Here is a 17,656-nt window from a genome sequence, read left to right on the forward strand (position 1 = left end):
TTAATAAGAAGGCCCGGCGCGCAAAAGCGCCCGGGTGAACAACAGGCGCTCAATCCTGTACGGGCTTGAGTTCAGGCAGGGAAGGTGCTGCAACCAGGGTGGGCAGCATGTTGTTGCGGCCCAAAGAGCCGCCCATCATTTCCATGCGCACCCTGCCACCGCCCATCATGCTGGGCGGCTTGAGGTGGTTGTAGAGCTGCATCACGGTTTTGACGTAATTGCGGGTTTCCGGGTAGTTCGGAATCTTGTTGCCCGCGCGCTGCACCGCCCCTTCACCGGCGTTGTAGGCGGCAATGGCCAGTTCCAGCTGCCCGGGGAACATCCTGATCAGATCGCGCAAATAGCTGGAGCCGGCCCGGATGTTGGTTTTGGGGTCGGTCAGCTTTTTCGCTATGGTCTTGTTTTTGTCGGCCCGCACGCCATAGCGCTGGGCCGTCGGCGGGATCAGCTGCATCAAACCGACGGCGCCCTTGGGCGAGACGGCCTGCGCGTCAAAGCCGGACTCCGTGGCAATCAGGGCCTGCAGCAGCTCATAATCAATGCCGTGGGCCAGGGACGCTTCGCGCAGCAGGTGCTTGACGGCCTTGTAGTCGGGCGACACGTCGAAATAGGCCAGCAGCTTGGGGGGGGCGCCGGCTAAACCGGCGGGCCGGACAACACCATCACCGGTAGACCGGGAGGCGCCATCGCTGGCGCCTGGCCCGGCCACCTTGCCCGCAGAAAAACTCTCGCCACCCCGAAAGAAGAGTTCGTAGCGCTCATCGAGCCGCTCCGCGGAGAAATGCGCCACCCCTTTGGCATCGACATAGCCCCAGATGTCGGCCTTTGCGGGCGCGCTGAACAGGCCGGCCATCGCCAGTGTCACCGTCATCAGGAGTGCACGCCAAGGCGACCCGCCAGCGACCGGCGCCGGGGACGGAAGGGGTTTTTGCAGCGGGAACAAATGAACTGAACTGGCCATTAAACCTAGAAACCGTAGTTGGACGCGCCCGAGTGGGCCGCCCTGGGGTGGGCTGGCAAGGCGTGACGACGCTGCGGGCTAATGCCCGCAAGGAGGAGCAACGCCGCCAGCGCGCGCCAGGGCGGCTCAATCGGGGGCGTAGCGCTGCCTGCCAAAAGGTGAACTCGTGCGTGAGCGAATAAGTGTGTGTTCATGCGGTCTTGCCAGCGGAATATGAGCGGTCAACTGCGGTTTCTAGGTTAAATATCGATCTCGACCGCATCACCATGCAGCTCCATGAGCTCGCGGCGCGCCGCCGCTTCGCCTTTGCCCATGAGTTTGGTGATCAGGGTTTCGGTTTGCAGAAAATCCAGATTGCCGAGCTGCACCGGCAGCAAGCGGCGGGTATCCGGGTTGAGGGTGGTTTCCCACAATTGTTCGGCACTCATTTCACCCAGGCCCTTGAAGCGGCTGATGCTCCAGGCGTTTTCACGCACACCTTCCTTGCGCAATTTATCCAATATGGCAGTCAACTCGCCTTCATCAAGGGCATAGACCTTGGAGGCCGGTTTTTTGCCACGTGCCGGCGCGTCCACGCGGAACAGCGGTGGGCGCGCTACATACACATTACCAGCTTCAATCAGTTTGGGAAAGTGGCGGAAAAACAGGGTCAGCAGCAGCACCTGGATGTGCGAGCCGTCCACATCCGCATCGCTGAGGATGCACACCTTGCCGTAGCGCAGGCCACTCAAATCGGGCGTGTCGTTGGGGCCGTGCGGATCGACCCCGATGGCCACCGCGATGTCGTGGATTTCGGTGTTGGCAAACAGCCGGTCACGCTCGACCTCCCAGGTGTTGAGCACCTTGCCGCGCAGCGGCAGGATGGCCTGGCTTTCCTTGTCGCGGCCCATTTTGGCGCTGCCCCCGGCCGAGTCGCCCTCGACCAGAAACACCTCGTTGTGCGCCAGGTCTTTACTCTCGCAGTCGGTCAGCTTGCCCGGCAGCACGGCCACGCCGGAGCCTTTGCGTTTTTCGACTTTCTGGCCGGCCTTCTGCCGCATTTGTGCGGCCTTGATGGCGAGCTCGGCCAGTTTTTTGCCGTATTCCACATGCTGGTTCAGCCACAGCTCCAGCGTCGGGCGCACAAAGCTGGACACCAGCCGCACCGCGTCGCGGGAATTAAGCCGCTCCTTGATCTGGCCCTGAAACTGCGGGTCCAGCACCTTGGCTGAGAGGACATAGCTGGCGCGGGCGAACACGTCTTCGGGCAGCAGCTTAACGCCCTTGGGCAAGAGCGAATGCAGCTCGATAAAGCTCTTGACGGCGTTGAACAGGCCGTCGCGCAGGCCGCTTTCGTGGGTGCCGCCGGCGCTGGTCGGAATCAGGTTGACGTAGCTCTCGCGCATTGGCTGGCCGTCTTCGGTGAAGGCCACGCACCAGCTGGCGCCCTCGCCTTCGGCAAAGCTGTCATGCGCGGCATCGGCAAAGCCTTCGCCTTCAAACATCGGGATCACCGGGTCGGCAGTGAGGGCCTGCATCAGGTAGTCGCGCAGCCCGCCTTTGTAGGCCCAGGTTTGCGTGTCTTTGGTTTTCTCGACCGTCAGCGTCACGGTCACGCCGGGCATCAGCACGGCCTTGCTGCGCAGCAGGTGCGTCAGCTCGGCCATGGGCAAGGCCGCGGATTCAAAGTATTTGGCGTCCGGCCAGGCCCGCACGGTGGTGCCGCACTTGCGGTCCCCGTCGGCGGCTTTGCGCAGATGCAGTTTTTCAATGACATCGCCACCTGAAAACACCAGCCTGGCGACCATGCCTTCGCGGTAGGAGCTCACTTCCAGCCGTTTCGACAGGGCGTTGGTGACGCTGACGCCGACCCCGTGCAGGCCGCCCGAGAAGCTGTAGGCGCCGCCCTTGCCCTTGTCGAACTTGCCGCCCGCGTGCAGGCGGGTGAACACCAGCTCAACCACCGGCGCTTTTTCTTCCGGGTGCAGGCCAAACGGGATGCCGCGGCCGTCATCTTCCAGCGTCACCGAGCCGTCGGTGTGCAAGGTGACCTTGATCTTCTTGCCATAACCGGCCAGGGCCTCATCGGCCGAGTTGTCCAGCACTTCCTGGATGATGTGCAGGGGGTTGTCGGTACGCGTGTACATGCCCGGACGCTGCTTGACGGGCTCAAGGCCCTTGAGCACGCGGATCGAGCCTTCAGAGTATTCGGTAGGTAATTGGACAGCCATGGCAGATGAAATAGTTGGGCCGATTGTAGACGGCGCGGGAAAAGTAGCTGGATAAAATCACAGTACCCAACAATTATCACCCCGTTCGTGGGGCTGGAAGGGGGCCGCAAGGCCGGACCGGCGACGACGTCAAATGGCTATTTTCGTTACAGTCAGCCCATGTCTGAAAATACCGCCCCATCTACTTCATTCGCCCCAAACGCCCCCAAAACCCTGTCCATGCTGCAGGTGCTGATCTGCGGCGCCGCCGTGGTGACGCTGTCCATGGGCATACGCCACGGTTTCGGCCTCTGGCTGCAGCCGATCACGCAGGCGCAAGGCTGGACGCGCGAGACCTTTGCCTTTGCGATTGCCGTGCAAAACCTGGCCTGGGGCGTTTGTGGCATCTTTGCCGGCATGGCGGCCGACCGCTTTGGCGCTTTCCGCGTGATTGTCGTGGGGGCCCTGCTTTATGCGCTGGGGTTGGTCGGCATGGCGCTGTCGGCCACAGGTTTGCTGTTCACGCTGACGGCCGGGGTACTGATAGGCGCGGCGCAGGCCGGCACCACCTATGCGGTGATTTATGGCGTGATTGGGCGCAATATCTCGGCCAGCCGGCGCTCCTGGGCCATGGGGGTGGCGGCAGCGGCCGGCTCCTTTGGCCAGTTCCTGATGGTGCCCACCGAGGGTTTTCTGATCAGCAGCCTGGGCTGGCAGGAGGCCCTGCTGGCGCTGGCAGCCGCCGTGCTGCTGATCGTGCCGCTGGCGCTGGGCCTGCGTGAGGCGGGGTTTACCGGCGGCCAGGCGGTCAAGCGCGAGCAGACCATTGGCCAGGCGCTGCGCGAAGCCTTCAAATACCCGAGCTTTCAACTGCTGATGGCCGGCTACTTTGTCTGCGGTTTTCAGGTGGTGTTTATCGGCGTGCACATGCCCAGCTATCTCCGGGACAAGGGGCTGTCGCCGCAGGTGGCCAGCTACGCACTGGCGCTGATCGGCCTGTTCAATGTGTTTGGCACCTATGCGGCCGGCGCACTGGGCCAGAAAATCGCCAAAAAGAACATCCTGGCCGCCATTTATCTGGCCCGCGCCATTGTCATTGCGGTGTTTCTGGCCGCGCCACTGAGCCCCGCCAGCGTCTATATCTTCGCCAGCCTCATGGGCCTGCTGTGGCTGTCAACCATTCCGCCGACCAATGCGGTGGTGGCGCAGATTTTCGGCATCCAGCACCTGTCCATGCTCAGCGGCTTCATCTTCTTTAGCCACCAGATCGGCTCCTTCATGGGCGTCTGGCTGGGCGGCTATCTCTATGACCGCACCGGCAGCTATGACATCGTCTGGTACCTCGCGATCGCGCTGGGCGTGTTTGCCGCCCTGGTGAATTTGCCGGTCCGCGAAGCCCCGATCCAGCGCACCCGCCCGGGCCAATTGCCACAGGGGGCCTGAATTGGCCAGGAGAGCCGTTCTCTGGAGTCTGGCCATCGCGGCCTCGCTGGGGGTGTTTGCCCTGTACACCCGCCCCGCTTTTCTGGTCACACTGGCGGATCAGCTTTGGGCCTGTTTTTAGATGCCATTTCGGCCTCCAGCCCAATTCAGACAGGTGTTAACCGCTATGAAAACAATAGTGATTACCGGTGCCTCTGACGGCATAGGCGCTGAAATGGCGCGGCAGCTGGCCGTTACGCACCGGGCCGCGGTAGGCCTGGTGCTGGCCGCACGCAATGAAGAGGCCCTGAACGCGATCGCGGCGCACTGCCGCGAGCATGGGGCCCAAACCCTGGTGGTCAAGACCGACGTTTCGATCGAGCCCCAGTGCCGCGCATTGATCGCCGCAGCCGCCGAAAAGTTCGGCCACATCGATGCCCTGATCAACAACGCCGGCATGTCCGCGCAGGCCCTGTTTGAAGATGTCAAGGCCGCCGACCTGCCCTGGTACGAGAACCTGATGCGCATCAACCTCTGGGGCAGCGTCTGGTGCACCCACGCGGCCCTGCCCTATCTGAAGCTAAGCCGCGGCTCCATCGTGGCGGTGTCCAGCCTGGCCGGCCTGATTGGCGTGCCGGGCCGCACCGCCTACTGCGCCACCAAATTTGCCATGACCGGGTTTTTTGAAGCCTTGCGCTCGGAAGTGAAGACGGCGGGCGTCAGCGTCACCACCGTCTACCCGGGCGTGGTGGCCACCAATATCCGCTACCGCGGCTTTAACGCGGCAGGTGTAGCCGCAGGCGCCAGTGGCCTGAAAGAAGACGATGCCATGAGCGTCGAAGAATGCGCCCGGCTGATTCTGCAGGGCATGGAACGGCGCGAGCGCGAGGTGGTCATGACGGCCAAAGGCAAACTGGGACGTTGGCTCAAACTATTGGCTCCCGGCAAAGTGGAAGCGATGGCGCTGGCGGCACTCAAAGACGAGGTCAAACCGCATTGAAGAATATGGCCCCCACGCTTGTCACTTCGTGTACTGCGCTGCCCCCCGAGGGGGCTAATTTTCCTTGGGGCGGCCCGGCGGAAAATTGTGCTGCCCCCACGCTTGGTGAGCGGCTGCACGGAGGTGAAGCGCCTTCGGCCTGGGTGCAGCGCTGGGCGCATCTGGTGCGGCCTCAAGGCCGGGTGCTGGACGTGGCCTGCGGCCATGGCCGCCATGCGCGCTGGTTTCACAAGCGAAATCACCTTCTTACCCTTGTAGATATTTCGCCAGCAGCTATTGAGTCTATAGCAACCGAGGCGCCTGGCTGCGAAGCGGTCGTGGCTGATATTGAAAATGGGCCCTGGCCTTTTGCCGGCCGCCAGTTTGACGCGGTGGTGGTGACCAACTACCTCTGGCGCCCGCTGCTGTCCACCCTGCTGGCGAGCCTGGCCCCCGGCGGCGTGCTGATTTACGAAACCTTTGCACAGGGCAACGAGACTGTCGGCAAGCCGTCCCGGCCCGATTTTCTGCTGCGCCCCGGCGAATTGCTGGAGGTCTGCCGTGCTTTGCGGGTGGTTGCATTTGAAGACGGCTACCAGGAAGGCCCGGCAGGGCAGTCGCCGCGTTTCATCCAGCGCATTGCCGCCGTGCGCGAAACCACCGCTCAAGGGGAAGCTTCGCACGGGCCGCCACGCTATCCACTGCCTTAGCGCCATTCCCCCTCATTCCCCTTAAAAAGGCACGCCCATTGTTGGCGCGAACCAGCCCTGGCCTCTGGGTAGAATGCAGGATTGGCCTTAAGGGCGGGTTTGATGCCCGCTGGCCGCAAGAACTGACCAACCAGACATGAAAACCATTACCGGCAGCATCGTGGCACTGGCCACCCCCCTGCATGAAGACGGCAGCGTGGACTACCCCACCCTGCGCAAACTGGTGGACTGGCATATCGCCGAGGGCACCGACTGCATCGGCGTGGTCGGCACCACCGGCGAATCGCCCACCGTCAATGTCGAAGAGCACTGCGAGATCATTCGCGTCTCGGTGGAGCAGGCCAAAACGCATGGCAGCAAAGCGGTGCCCATCATGGCCGGCTGCGGCGCCAACTCGACCGCCGAGGCGATCGAGCTGACCCGGTTCGCGAAAAAAGTCGGCGCCGACTGCCACCTGCAGGTCGTGCCCTACTACAACAAGCCCACCCAGGAAGGCCAGTACCAGCACTTCAGGTCAATCGCCGAAGCGGTCGACCTGCCGATGGTGCTGTACAACGTGCCCGGCCGAAGCGTGGCCGACATGCTGCACCCCACGGTGCTGCGCCTGGCCCAGGTGCCCGGCATTGTGGGCATCAAGGAAGCCACCGGCAACATAGAACGGGCCCAGTGGCTGATCAAAGAGACCCCTGCCGACTTCGCGGTTTATTCCGGTGACGACGCCACGGCCGTCGCCCTGATGCTGTGCGGCGGCCAGGGCAACATCAGCGTGACCGCCAACATCGCACCCCGGCTGATGCACGAGCTGTGCATGGCCGCCGTGGCCGGAGATGCACGCCGCGCCATGCAGATCCAGCTGCAACTGCTGCCACTGCACAAGCAGCTGTTCGTGGAAGCCAACCCGATTCCCGTCAAATGGGCCATGGCCCGCATGGGCCTGTGCGGCGGCACCTTGCGCCTGCCCATGACACCACTCGAAACACCGAACCAAGCCATCGTCGAAAACGCCCTGCGCGTCTGCGGCCTGATCTGATTTTTAAGGGAACCCTAGTGAAGACATTGAAACACTGCACGGCACGCACGGCCTGCATCACCTCCGTCTTGATGGCCGTCATGGCACTGGCGGGCTGCTCGTCCCTGGATATTTTGCAAAACGACCGGGTGGACTACAAATCCAGCGGCAAGGGCCCTTCACTCGACGTCCCCCCCGACCTGACGCAACTCACGCGTGACACCCGCTATGTCGTCCCCGGCGTTGCGGTGACGGCCAGCGGCTTCGCGCAGGGCCAGGCCGACAAATCCGTGCCCACCGCCGCCATGGCCGTTGCCGATGTCCGCATCGAGCGTTCCGGCAATCAGCGCTGGCTGGTCGTCAACCGGCCGGCCGACAAGCTGTGGGAGCCCGTGCGCGAGTTCTGGCAGGAAAGCGGCTTTCTGCTCACCCTGGACCAGCAAAACCTGGGCATCATGGAAACCGACTGGGCCGAAAACCGCGCCAAGCTGCCCCAGGATTTCATCCGCAACGCCTTGGGCAAAGTGCTGGACAGCCTGTACTCCACCGGTGAACGCGACAAGTTCCGCACCCGCCTGGAACGCAACGCCAGCGGCGGCACCGAGATTTACGTGAGCCACCGCGGCATGGTTGAAACCGTGACCACGCGTACCGGCGGCACGGCATCGGGGGCCGATACGCTGTGGCAGCCCAAGCCCGCCGATCCCGAGCTCGAAGCCGAGTTTCTGCGGCGCCTGATGGTGAAACTGGGCGTGACCCAGGAGCAGTCCAAAGCGCTGATCGCCGCCGGCGGCGCCAAACAGACCTCGCGCGTGGCGACGGTCAACAACCAGCCTGTCGTGCAAATTGATGAAAGCTTTGACCGCGCCTGGCGCAGGGTCGGGCTGGCGCTCGATCGCACCGGCTTTACCGTCGAAGACCGCGACCGAACCCAGGGCATGTATTTCGTGCGCTACGTGGAGCCCACCCCTGCGGACAAAAAAGAACCCGGCTTTTTCAGCAAGCTGTTCAGCGGCACGCCCGCTGCCGCCGCCCCGCTGAAATACCGCATTGCAGTGCGCAGCCAGGGCGAGTCCACCACGGTGTCCGTGCTCAATGCCCAGGGCGCGGCCGAGTCATCGGCCAATGCCCAGCGCATCGTGCAAGTCATTGCAGACGACCTGAAGTAAAGCTTTGGCGGCCTGAAACAAACAGGCCTTCACTTTGCCGCAAGGTGTTACGGTTTAAAAGCCTCGGCAGCGGCAGTTCGGGGAACGCCACTGTCGTCGAAACGACCGGTGCGCCGGCTTTTCGCCTCCTGATCGACTGCGGGCTGGGGCTCAAGCATTTGCTGGCCCGGCTTGCGCAAGCGGGTCTGCAGGCCAGCGACATCCATGCCGTGTTCATCACCCATGAGCATGGCGACCACATCGGCTGCGCCCGCTCATTCGCCCTGCGTTACCGCATTCCGGTCTGGATGAGCCGCGGCACCCATGCCGCCATCGGCGCGCCGGATTTTGAAGGTCTGCTCAAAACAGCGCGGGATGGTGAGGCGATTGATCTGGGCGGCCTGCAGGTGACACCGTTCACCGTGCCCCACGATGCCCGCGAACCTTTGCAGCTGACCTGCACCGATGGCGCCGCCAAGCTGGGCATTTTGACCGACCTCGGCCATGCCACTTCGCATGTGCTGGCGCACCTGCAGCATTGCGATGCCTTGCTGCTGGAATGCAACCATGACAGCGAGCTGCTCGCCCAGTCGGTCTACCCCGCCTTCCTGAAAAAACGGGTGGGCGGCAACTACGGGCATTTGTCCAATGCGGCAGCCGGCGACATTGCACGCGCCGTCTTGCACGATGGGCTCAAGCATCTGGTCGCGGCCCATCTGAGCGAACAAAACAACCGGCCTGAATTGGCCCAGGAAGTGCTCTCCGGTGCGGTCGGCTTCGAAAAAGACGACATCGTGGTGGCCGGTGCGCTGACCGGAACACCCTGGCTGCACGCCTGAACTTCGGCTTTCAAAATCCCCAGAAGCCATAAAAAAAGCCGCCCGGAGGCGGCTTTTTCGAACAGGGAAGAATTACTTCTTCGGTGCTGCAGCTTCAGCAGCTTTCTTGGCAGCGTCAGCAGCAGCGTCGGCAGCAGGTGCAGCGGCGGGAGCCGGTGCAGCAGCGGCGGAAGCAGCGTCAGCAGCAGGTGCAGCAGCGGGAGCTGGTGCGGCGGCGGGTGCAGGTGCAGCAGCAGGAGCTGGTGCAGCGGCAGGCGCTTCTTCTTTCTTACCGCAAGCAGCCAGGGCAACAGCGGCAACGATGGCTGCCAAAACGAGTGACTTGTTCATTTGTACGATCCTTGATGAATTAAAAGAAAACAATTTCCGGAAACTGTCAAAAAAAAACTCAAATCAAAGATTCGAGTTGCATTTTGACCGGGTGAAAGGACTCGAGCTCTTTCTCCCCAGCCGTAAATTATATGTCGCCTTTTGCAACCCTGAAAACCCTTATTTCGTAAAAATACCGGCCGGGGTAGCGCAATCCGGCACAAAAACCACACAGTGCCCTTAAATACCCAGCGTCGTCGCCGCAAACGCGGGCGAACTCTTCAACAGGCGCTCATCGAGCCGCTCTTTCAGGGCAATGCGCCGCAAGGCTTCCGACCCGGCAAAGCCGGTGCTGCGCTCCATCTCCAGCCGCTCAAACACCCAGACCGGGCTCCACAAGGCGCTGGGAAAGTCGTCGGCCGACATCGCGGCATTGCCGCGACACTCCACAATATGCGACCAGGTGCGCCGCCAGGTGACAAAGCGGGCATGCCGGCGCATCAGCTCATCGTAGTTCTTGGCCAACAGGATGAGTTTTCGCCCGGTTTTTGACCAGTCGTTGAGGGACTGCGCCACCGCGCGCTCCCCCAAGGGCCAGTCCTCAAAGGTGGCGTCGCACAGAATAATTTCACGCCAGCCCTGCGCGGCTGCCGCCGCAAACGCGTGGCGAACCAGCGCCGTAAATTCAGCACGCCCGCCAAATCGGCCTTCCAGCAGGGCCGGTAAAGGCTCAGTTGATGGGGTTGCAGTATCCATTCGGGGCCTCCATGGGGTTGTCGCCTGCCGCGTCAAGCGCTCAAAGGCGCGTTTTCAAGCCATCCATCTTCATGCCAGTCGCTCAGCAATGCCAGCGCATCCTGGCTGGCTTTGGCCAGATCGCGTGCCGACAGGCTGCGCTGATCAGCCAGGCGCCGCATGAGCCGTGCATCGGCCCCCATGGCGCGGTAGCTTTCGCCATTGATGAAAACATGGTGCGCGTCGTACATCATCCGGGTGCGGGCGTGCAGGGCAATGCCGCCTGCATGGGTAGCATCCCACGGCGCCGACGGCGCGTCAAACCACACCGATGGCTTGAGCTCCGTCATGCACTCCCCCAGGGCGCAGTCCAATGCCAGCGGATCGCTCATGGCATCCAGAACGGCCTGCCGGGCAAACTCGCCCAGGCCTGCAGGCATCGCCGCGGGCGTAGTGGTCGCCGCCTGGGCCGGATCGCTGTAAATCGGGGCCTGTTTGCCAGCGCCCCTGGCCGATGAGCCCAGCGACGCCTGCAGCGCATCTTCACTGAACTCGGCCAGACGATGCAGCAACTCCCCCGCCAATTCAGCCCGGCCGGGCGCCCTGAAACCGATGGAGTAAGTCATGCAGTCTGCCGCCTTGCCATCAGGGCCCAGCGCCGACTCGGCCACGCCATCGTGGGCATAGCGCGGCGGCAGGTAGAGCATGTCGCCGGCTTCCAGCACGAACTCCTCGGTGGGTTCAAAGTTCTGCAGAATCTTCAGGGGCACGCCCTCCTGCAAGCTCAGGTCTTTTTGCTTGCCGATCTTCCAGCGGCGACGGCCGCTGGCCTGCAGCAAAAACACGTCGTAACTGTCAAAGTGCGGCCCCACCCCGCCGCCCGCCGTGGCAAACGACACCATCAGGTCATCGAGCCGCGCATCGGGCACAAAGCGGAAGTTCTGCAGCAGCGCGTGGGCGCGCCGCTCATGCAGGTCCACGCCCTGCACCAGCAAGGTCCAGGCCGGCGTGCTTAAGGCAGGCAGGCTGCGCGGCCCCAGCGGGCCCTGCTTCATGCGCCAGCCGGCCTGGTTGTGAACAATCAGGCGGGACTCCACCTGTTCGCTGGCGGCCAGCCTGAACAGCTCGGGGCGGCTCAGCAAAGGACTGAAACCGGGGATGGCCTGGCGCACCAGCAAAGGCTTTTTTTGCCAGTAACGGCGCATGAATTGCGCCGGGCTCAGGCCGGCCAGCAGGGCAAGGGGTTGATTGACATCCATGGGACAATTGTCGGATGAAAATCACCCCTCAATGCGTCGTTGCCCTGACCTGGACGCTGAAAGATACTTTGGGCGAAGTGCTGGACGAATTGGACGAGCCCGTCGAGTTCCTGCTGGGGGGCGATGATCTGCTCGCCAAGATCGAGGAGGCCCTGCAAGGCCACGCCGTGGGCGACACGCTGGAGCTGCACCTGGAGCCTGAAAACGCCTTTGGCGAATACGATGAACACCTCGTTTTCCTCGAAGCCCGCACGCTGTTTCCGGCCGAGCTTGAAGAAGGCATGACCTTTGACGGCGCAACGCTACCGGCAGGCAGCAACGCCCAGATCCCGCAGGACCGTATCTACACCGTCACGGAAATCTACCCCGAGCACGTGGTGCTCGATGGCAACCACCCCCTGGCCGGAATTGCCCTCCGCCTGAACCTGAAGGTCGAATCGGTGCGCGAGGCCACCGAGCAGGAAATCGGCCGCGGCTCCCTGGGCACCGGCTTTTTCAAGCTGGAGCCCTTGACGCCCGGCAACGACACGCTGCATTGAGCGGCGGCGGTTTGCCGTTTAGAGCCGGTAAAGTTGATTGTTCTCAATCCGCACCCGGTCGCCGACGCGCAAGCCGCCAAAAGAAACAACGTCATACGAGCGGTAGGAGCCGTTGTCGACCTGCACTGAAATCCGGTAAATTTCACGCGTTTCAGTTCTCGCATTTTTCTCGATGGCGTTACCCACAATGGCGCCGCCGACAACGCCTGCGATCCGTGCGGCGTCGCGGCCGCTGCCGCTACCGATCTGGTTGCCGATGACCGCGCCAGTAATGCCACCGATCACCACGCCCGCGCCCGTGCCTTGGCCAGGCTCCTGGATGCGAATGACTTCCACACCCGTCACGCGGCCGTACTCGACATAGCCGGGGGCGCTGTACGGGTAAGTATTGGCCGGGTACGAATAGACCGGGCCGCTGGTATCGGCGGGCTGCGTGCCGCAGGCTGCCAGTCCCGCGAGCAGGACTGCGCTCAGGGCGATTGATGGGAGACGTGATATATGAATATGACGCATGGGATTCTCCTCGAAGGTGCCAGCAGCGAGCTCCCAAGGTGGCAGACTCGCATGACTACTTCATTGAAGCGCAAACGTTCATTGACAGCGATCGGCGCACGGCCTGCCCTGGCGTGAGCCGGCATCACCGCTATCTGTAGGAGAGGACCGACGCAGCCCCGCCAGGGCCACGCCCGTCAGGCCTTCCCGGTGGAACCGTAGCCGCCCTCGCCGCGCGCACTCGCAGCGGCAAATTCGGTCACCACCTGGAACTGCGCCTGCACCACGGGCACAACCACGAGTTGCGCAATGCGCTCCATGGGCTCGATGGTGAAAGCAACATCGCTGCGGTTCCAGGCGCTCACCATCAACTGCCCCTGGTAATCGCTGTCAATCAGCCCCACCAGGTTGCCCAGCACGATGCCATGCTTGTGGCCCAGTCCCGAGCGCGGCAGGATCAGAGCGGCGTAGCCGGGGTCCTCCAGATGGATTGCAATACCGGTGGACACCAGCTTCCAGGCGTTGGGCTGCAAGGTCAGCGGCTCGTTCAGACAAGCGCGCAGATCGAGCCCAGCGCTGCCCGGCGTAGCGTACCCGGGCAGTTGATCCGCCATGCGCGGATCGATGATTTTGATGTCGATGATCATGGTTTTTGCTTTGCAGCCCTTGTACGGCGGGCGATATCTGCTATCAATTGGCGAGCAAGCTCGAGCTTGGGCGCCCTGGGAAAATCGGCGGTGCCCTGCTCGTCCACCAGCACCAACGCATTGTCGTCCTGGCCGAACGTGGCGGGCCCGATGTTGCCCACCAGCAAAGGCACGCCTTTGCGCACCCGCTTGGCCTGGGCGTTGGCTTGCAGGTCATGGCTTTCGGCCGCAAAGCCGACACAGAACAACTCGCCCCGCTGGGCGCGTGCCGACTGGGCGATGGTCGCCAGAATGTCCGGGTTTTCGGTAAAGCTCAATTGCGGCGCACTGCCCGAGCCGTCTTTTTTGATCTTTTGCGCCGCCGGGCTGGCAGGCCGCCAGTCGGCGACGGCTGCAGTTGCTATGAAAATGCTAGCTGTCTTCGCGCATTCCACGCTGGCTTTCAGCATATTTTGCGCAGATTTCACATCCAGGCGGGTGACGCCGCGCGGCGTGGGCAGGCTGACCGGTCCGGCCACCAGCGTGACTTGCGCCCCGGCCTCGCGCGCCGCCCGGGCGATGGCAAAACCCATTTTCCCGCTCGACAGATTGGTGATGCCGCGCACCGGGTCGATGGCCTCATAAGTCGGTCCGGCGGTCACCAGCACCTGCTGGCCGGCCAGCACTTTTGGGGCAAAAAAGGCAATGATGTCCTCCAGCAGTTCGTCGGGCTCCAGCATGCGGCCATCGCCCGTTTCACCGCAGGCCTGAAAGCCGCTGCCCACGCCCAGAATCGTCGCGCCGTCAGCGTCGAGCTGCACCATGTTGCGCTGGGTGGCCGGATGCGCCCACATCTCCCGGTTCATGGCCGGCGCAAGCAGCAGGGGCACTTTGTCAATCGGGCGCGCCAGGCACATCAGGCTGAGCAGATCGTCGGCCCGGCCGTGCAGCAGCTTGGCCATGAAGTCGGCGCTGCAGGGCGCGACCAGGATGGCGTCGGCTTCTCGGCTCAGGTTGATGTGCGCCATGTTGTTGTCTTCACGGCTGTCCCACTGGCTGGTGTAGACGGTGCGGCCGCTGAGCGCCTGCATGGTCACGGCGGTGATGAACTGCTCCGCCGCTTCGGTCATCACCACCTGAACCGTGGCACCCTGCTTGATCAGCGCGCGGCACAGCTCGGCCGCCTTGTAGCAGGCGATGCCGCCCGACAGGCCCAACACAATATGTTTTCCCGCCAGATCGCCGGCTGGGGGACTGGTCGGGTCGTTTGCTTGGTTTGTCATGGTTCGCAATGTAGCACCGGATGGCCCCCACGCTTGTCACTTCGCGTGCCTTCGGCGTTGCGCTGCCCCTTTCACGACGTATAGGGGCTATTTTTCCTTGGGGCGGCTCGGCGGAAAATTGGGCTACCCCCACGCTTGTCACTTCGTGTACTGCGCTGCCCCCAAGGGGGCCATTTTTCCTTGGGGCGGCCCGGCGGAAAATGCCCGGGTTTAAATGCCCTGGCCGGCAGCGGTCATGCGGCCAACCCGTATAATCCCCGTTTACCACCTCTGCGAACTTGCAGTTCGTATCTGACATGACCAAATTTGTCTTCGTCACCGGCGGTGTGGTGTCTTCCCTGGGCAAGGGAATCGCCTCAGCCTCCTTAGCTGCGATCCTTGAATCGCGAGGCCTCAAAGTCACTTTAATCAAGCTGGACCCGTACATCAACGTCGATCCGGGCACGATGTCGCCCTTCCAGCATGGTGAAGTCTTCGTCACCGACGATGGCGCGGAAACCGACCTGGACCTCGGCCACTATGAGCGTTTCATTGAAACGCGCATGCGCAAGGCCAACAACTTCACCACCGGCCAGATTTACAAAAGCGTGCTCGAAAAAGAGCGCCGCGGCGACTACTTGGGCAAAACCGTGCAGGTCATCCCGCATGTCACCAATGAAATCCAGGATTTCATCAAGCGCGGCGCCGGTTACGAAACCCCCCAGGCGGTGGACGTGGCCATTGTCGAAATCGGCGGCACCGTCGGCGACATCGAGTCCCTGCCTTTCCTGGAAGCCGTGCGCCAGATGAGCTTGCGCATGGGCGCCAACAACACCGCTTTCGTGCACCTGAGCTATGTCCCGTGGATTGCAGCCGCCGGCGAACTCAAGACCAAACCCACCCAGCACACGGCCCAGAAGCTGCGCGAGATCGGCATCCAGGCCGATGCACTGCTGTGCCGGGCCGATCGCCGCATTCCGAACGAAGAGCGCGAAAAAATCTCGCTGTTCTCCAACGTGCCCGAGTGGGGCGTGATCTCCATGTGGGACGTGGACACCATTTACAAGGTGCCCCGCATGCTGCATGAGCAGGGCCTCGACGGCCTGATCTGCGACAAGCTGCGCCTGAACACGCCACCGGCCAATCTCAAGCGCTGGGACGATCTGGTCTACGAAACCGAGCATCCGAAAAACGAAGTCAACATCGCGATGGTCGGCAAGTATGTAGACCTCTCCGACAGCTACAAGTCGCTCAACGAAGCGCTGCGCCACGCCGGCATGAAAAACCATGCGAAAGTGGTCATCGAGTACGTCGACTCGGAAACCATCACCCCTGAAAACGTGTCGCGCCTGGCCAAGTTTGACGGCATTCTGGTGCCCGGCGGCTTTGGCAAACGCGGCATCGAAGGCAAGATCTGCTCCGCACGCTTTGCCCGTGAAAACAAGGTGCCCTACCTCGGCATCTGCCTGGGCATGCAGGTGGCGACCATTGAGTTTGCGCGCCATGTGGCGGGTCTCAAGGATGCCAACAGCACCGAGTTTGAACCCGGCAGCGCCAACCCCGTGATCGCCCTGATCACCGAATGGAAAGATGCCGATGGCACCATCAAAACCCGCGACGAGAATTCCGACCTGGGCGGCACCATGCGCTTGGGCGCGCAAAGCTCTGACGTGGCCAAGGGCACGCTGGCCCACAAGATCTACGGCGACGTGGTGACCGAGCGGCACCGCCACCGCTATGAAGCCAACGTCAACTACCTCGATGCCCTGCGCCAATCAGGCCTGGTCATTTCGGCCCTGACGCAACGCGAGCAGCTGACCGAGATCGTCGAGCTGCCGCAGACGGCTCACCCCTGGTTCATGGGCGTCCAGTTTCACCCTGAATTCAAATCCACGCCCTGGGATGGCCATCCGCTGTTCAACGCCTACATCAAGGCCACGCTGGACCACCAGGCGGCCGGCAAGTCATTGAAAGTGGTTGCTTAAATGAAATTGTGTGGATTCGATATCGGCCTCGATCGGCCGTTTTTTCTGATCGCCGGCCCTTGCGTCGTCGAGTCCGAGCAATTGCAGATGGACACGGCCGGCACGCTCAAGGAAATCACCGCGTCGCTGGGCATCCCCTTCATCTTCAAGTCCAGCTACGACAAGGCCAACCGCTCCAGCGGCGCCACCTTTCGCGGCCCCGGCATGAGCAAGGGACTGGAGATCCTGGCCCAGGTCAAACGCGAGCTGAACCTGCCCATCCTGACCGATGTGCATTCCGAAGACGAAATTGCGGCGGTTGCGGCCGTGGTGGACGTGCTGCAAACCCCGGCCTTTCTGTGCCGCCAGACCGACTTCATCCGTGCCGTGGCGCAGTCCGGCAAGCCGGTCAACATCAAAAAAGGCCAGTTCCTCGCACCCGGTGACATGAAAAACGTCATCGACAAGGCGCGTGCCGCGGCCCGTGAAAAAGGCCTGAACGAAGACAACTTCATGGCCTGCGAGCGCGGCGCGAGTTTTGGCTACAACAACCTGGTGTCTGACATGCGCAGCCTGTCCATCATGCGCGAGACCGGCGCGCCCGTGGTGTTTGACGCCACCCACTCGGTACAGCTGCCCGGCGGCCAAGGCACCAGCAGCGGTGGCCAGCGCGAAATGGTGCCGGTGCTGGCGCGTGCCGCCGTGGCGGTGGGCGTGGCCGGCCTGTTCATGGAGACCCACCCGGACCCGGCCAAGGCCCTGAGCGACGGCCCCAACGCCGTACCCCTGAAGCACATGAAAGCGCTTTTGGAAACGCTGCTCGAACTCGACCGCGTGACCAAGAAAAATGGTTTTCTTGAAAACAATTTCAACTGACCCCATCGGAGAACAACACCATGCCCGCCGCCTACATCATTGTTGACATGCTGATCACTGATATGGAGCAGTACAAGCAGTACATGGCCGTAGCGCCTGCTGCTGTTGCAGCAGCAGGCGGTGAGTACCTGGTGCGCGGGGGCCGCTTTGAGACGATGGAAGGCCAGTGGCAACCAAGCCGCATCGCCATGCTGCGATTTCCGAGCTACGAGATGGCCAAAACCTTTTACGACGGCGAGATGTACCGTGCAGCGAGGGCCAAACGCCTTGGCGCAACCGAATTTTTTAACCTGGTTTTGGTCGAGGGCGTAGCGGCCCCCGTCTGAAATATCTTTCC

The 17,656-nt window shown here is 62.5% G+C and carries 18 protein-coding genes; 11 read left to right on the plus strand and 7 right to left on the minus strand.

Annotated elements, in window-relative coordinates:
- Positions 1 to 49 precede the first annotated feature (49 nt).
- Complete coding sequence (locus tag V6M61_RS11640; protein WP_332776737.1) at positions 50 to 871, minus strand: lytic transglycosylase domain-containing protein; 822 nt, start codon at positions 869 to 871, stop codon at positions 50 to 52.
- A gap of 329 nt (positions 872 to 1,200) precedes the next feature.
- Complete coding sequence (locus tag V6M61_RS11645; RefSeq protein ID WP_332776738.1) at positions 1,201 to 3,171, minus strand: DNA topoisomerase IV subunit B; 1,971 nt, start codon at positions 3,169 to 3,171, stop codon at positions 1,201 to 1,203.
- A gap of 159 nt (positions 3,172 to 3,330) precedes the next feature.
- Here V6M61_RS11645 and V6M61_RS11650 point away from each other — a divergent pair, with 159 nt between their 5' ends.
- The 7 genes from V6M61_RS11650 to V6M61_RS11680 all read left to right on the plus strand — a co-directional run bounded on the left by V6M61_RS11650 (position 3,331) and on the right by V6M61_RS11680 (position 9,810).
- Positions 3,331 to 4,593: an MFS transporter gene (locus tag V6M61_RS11650; protein WP_332776739.1), complete on the plus strand. Its 1,263-nt coding sequence runs from the start codon at positions 3,331 to 3,333 to the stop codon at positions 4,591 to 4,593.
- A 166-nt stretch (positions 4,594 to 4,759) separates the two neighbouring features.
- A complete protein-coding gene (locus tag V6M61_RS11655) occupies positions 4,760 to 5,572 on the plus strand; it encodes an SDR family oxidoreductase (RefSeq protein WP_332776740.1) in 813 nt (270 codons plus the stop codon).
- 113 nt (positions 5,573 to 5,685) lie between these two features.
- A complete protein-coding gene (locus V6M61_RS11660) occupies positions 5,686 to 6,261 on the plus strand; it encodes a class I SAM-dependent methyltransferase (RefSeq protein WP_332776793.1) in 576 nt (191 codons plus the stop codon).
- 136 nt (positions 6,262 to 6,397) lie between these two features.
- Positions 6,398 to 7,291: a 4-hydroxy-tetrahydrodipicolinate synthase gene (gene dapA / locus V6M61_RS11665; protein WP_332776741.1), complete on the plus strand. Its 894-nt coding sequence runs from the start codon at positions 6,398 to 6,400 to the stop codon at positions 7,289 to 7,291.
- A 71-nt stretch (positions 7,292 to 7,362) separates the two neighbouring features.
- Positions 7,363 to 8,439, plus strand: a complete 1,077-nt coding sequence (gene bamC, locus V6M61_RS11670; protein WP_332776794.1) for an outer membrane protein assembly factor BamC — start codon at positions 7,363 to 7,365, stop codon at positions 8,437 to 8,439.
- A gap of 44 nt (positions 8,440 to 8,483) precedes the next feature.
- On the plus strand, positions 8,484 to 9,257 hold the full coding sequence (locus V6M61_RS11675) for an MBL fold metallo-hydrolase (protein ID WP_332776742.1): 774 nt from the start codon (positions 8,484 to 8,486) through the stop codon (positions 9,255 to 9,257).
- A gap of 106 nt (positions 9,258 to 9,363) precedes the next feature.
- Complete coding sequence (locus V6M61_RS11680) at positions 9,364 to 9,810, plus strand: hypothetical protein (RefSeq protein ID WP_332776743.1); 447 nt, start codon at positions 9,364 to 9,366, stop codon at positions 9,808 to 9,810.
- Here the strand turns inward: V6M61_RS11680 and V6M61_RS11685 are convergent.
- Together V6M61_RS11685 and V6M61_RS11690 are read right to left on the minus strand one after the other, a co-directional pair.
- Positions 9,807 to 10,322 (minus strand): hypothetical protein, encoded by a 516-nt coding sequence (locus tag V6M61_RS11685; RefSeq protein WP_332776744.1) that lies wholly within the window; start codon positions 10,320 to 10,322, stop codon positions 9,807 to 9,809. The genes V6M61_RS11680 and V6M61_RS11685 overlap by 4 nt on opposite strands.
- A gap of 32 nt (positions 10,323 to 10,354) precedes the next feature.
- Positions 10,355 to 11,560, minus strand: coding sequence for a JmjC domain-containing protein (locus V6M61_RS11690; protein WP_332776745.1), 1,206 nt, complete (start codon positions 11,558 to 11,560; stop codon positions 10,355 to 10,357).
- Positions 11,561 to 11,574: 14 nt separating this feature from the next.
- On the opposite strand from V6M61_RS11690, the gene V6M61_RS11695 reads away from it, so the two are divergent.
- Positions 11,575 to 12,099 carry an FKBP-type peptidyl-prolyl cis-trans isomerase gene (locus tag V6M61_RS11695; protein WP_332776746.1) on the plus strand — a complete coding sequence of 175 codons (525 nt, stop codon included), beginning with the start codon at positions 11,575 to 11,577 and terminating at the stop codon, positions 12,097 to 12,099.
- Between the two features lie 18 nt (positions 12,100 to 12,117).
- Here the strand turns inward: V6M61_RS11695 and V6M61_RS11700 are convergent, their stop codons facing one another.
- The 3 genes from V6M61_RS11700 to coaBC form a co-directional block, all read right to left on the minus strand.
- On the minus strand, positions 12,118 to 12,612 hold the full coding sequence (locus tag V6M61_RS11700; protein WP_332776747.1) for a glycine zipper 2TM domain-containing protein: 495 nt from the start codon (positions 12,610 to 12,612) through the stop codon (positions 12,118 to 12,120).
- 176 nt (positions 12,613 to 12,788) lie between these two features.
- Positions 12,789 to 13,238, minus strand: a complete 450-nt coding sequence (dut, locus tag V6M61_RS11705) for a dUTP diphosphatase (protein WP_332776748.1) — start codon at positions 13,236 to 13,238, stop codon at positions 12,789 to 12,791.
- Positions 13,235 to 14,500 carry a bifunctional phosphopantothenoylcysteine decarboxylase/phosphopantothenate--cysteine ligase CoaBC gene (gene coaBC, locus V6M61_RS11710; protein WP_332776749.1) on the minus strand — a complete coding sequence of 422 codons (1,266 nt, stop codon included), beginning with the start codon at positions 14,498 to 14,500 and terminating at the stop codon, positions 13,235 to 13,237. The genes dut and coaBC overlap by 4 nt, the downstream gene beginning before the upstream one ends.
- Before the next feature lie 296 nt (positions 14,501 to 14,796).
- Between coaBC and V6M61_RS11715 the strand changes: the two genes are divergently transcribed.
- Genes V6M61_RS11715 through V6M61_RS11725 form a run of 3 tightly spaced genes read left to right on the plus strand, consistent with a single transcriptional unit; the run spans position 14,797 to position 17,645 of the window.
- Positions 14,797 to 16,464 carry a CTP synthase gene (locus tag V6M61_RS11715; protein ID WP_332776750.1) on the plus strand — a complete coding sequence of 556 codons (1,668 nt, stop codon included), beginning with the start codon at positions 14,797 to 14,799 and terminating at the stop codon, positions 16,462 to 16,464.
- Entirely contained in the window at positions 16,465 to 17,319 is an 855-nt protein-coding gene (gene kdsA / locus V6M61_RS11720) for a 3-deoxy-8-phosphooctulonate synthase (RefSeq protein WP_332776751.1), read from the plus strand. It begins immediately after the preceding gene.
- Positions 17,320 to 17,339: 20 nt separating this feature from the next.
- Positions 17,340 to 17,645 carry a DUF1330 domain-containing protein gene (locus tag V6M61_RS11725; RefSeq protein ID WP_332776752.1) on the plus strand — a complete coding sequence of 102 codons (306 nt, stop codon included), beginning with the start codon at positions 17,340 to 17,342 and terminating at the stop codon, positions 17,643 to 17,645.
- The last annotated feature ends 11 nt before the right edge of the window (positions 17,646 to 17,656 follow it).

Origin of the sequence: Polaromonas sp. (assembly GCF_036676035.1) — a bacterium.
Lineage (GTDB): Bacteria > Pseudomonadota > Gammaproteobacteria > Burkholderiales > Burkholderiaceae_C > Polaromonas.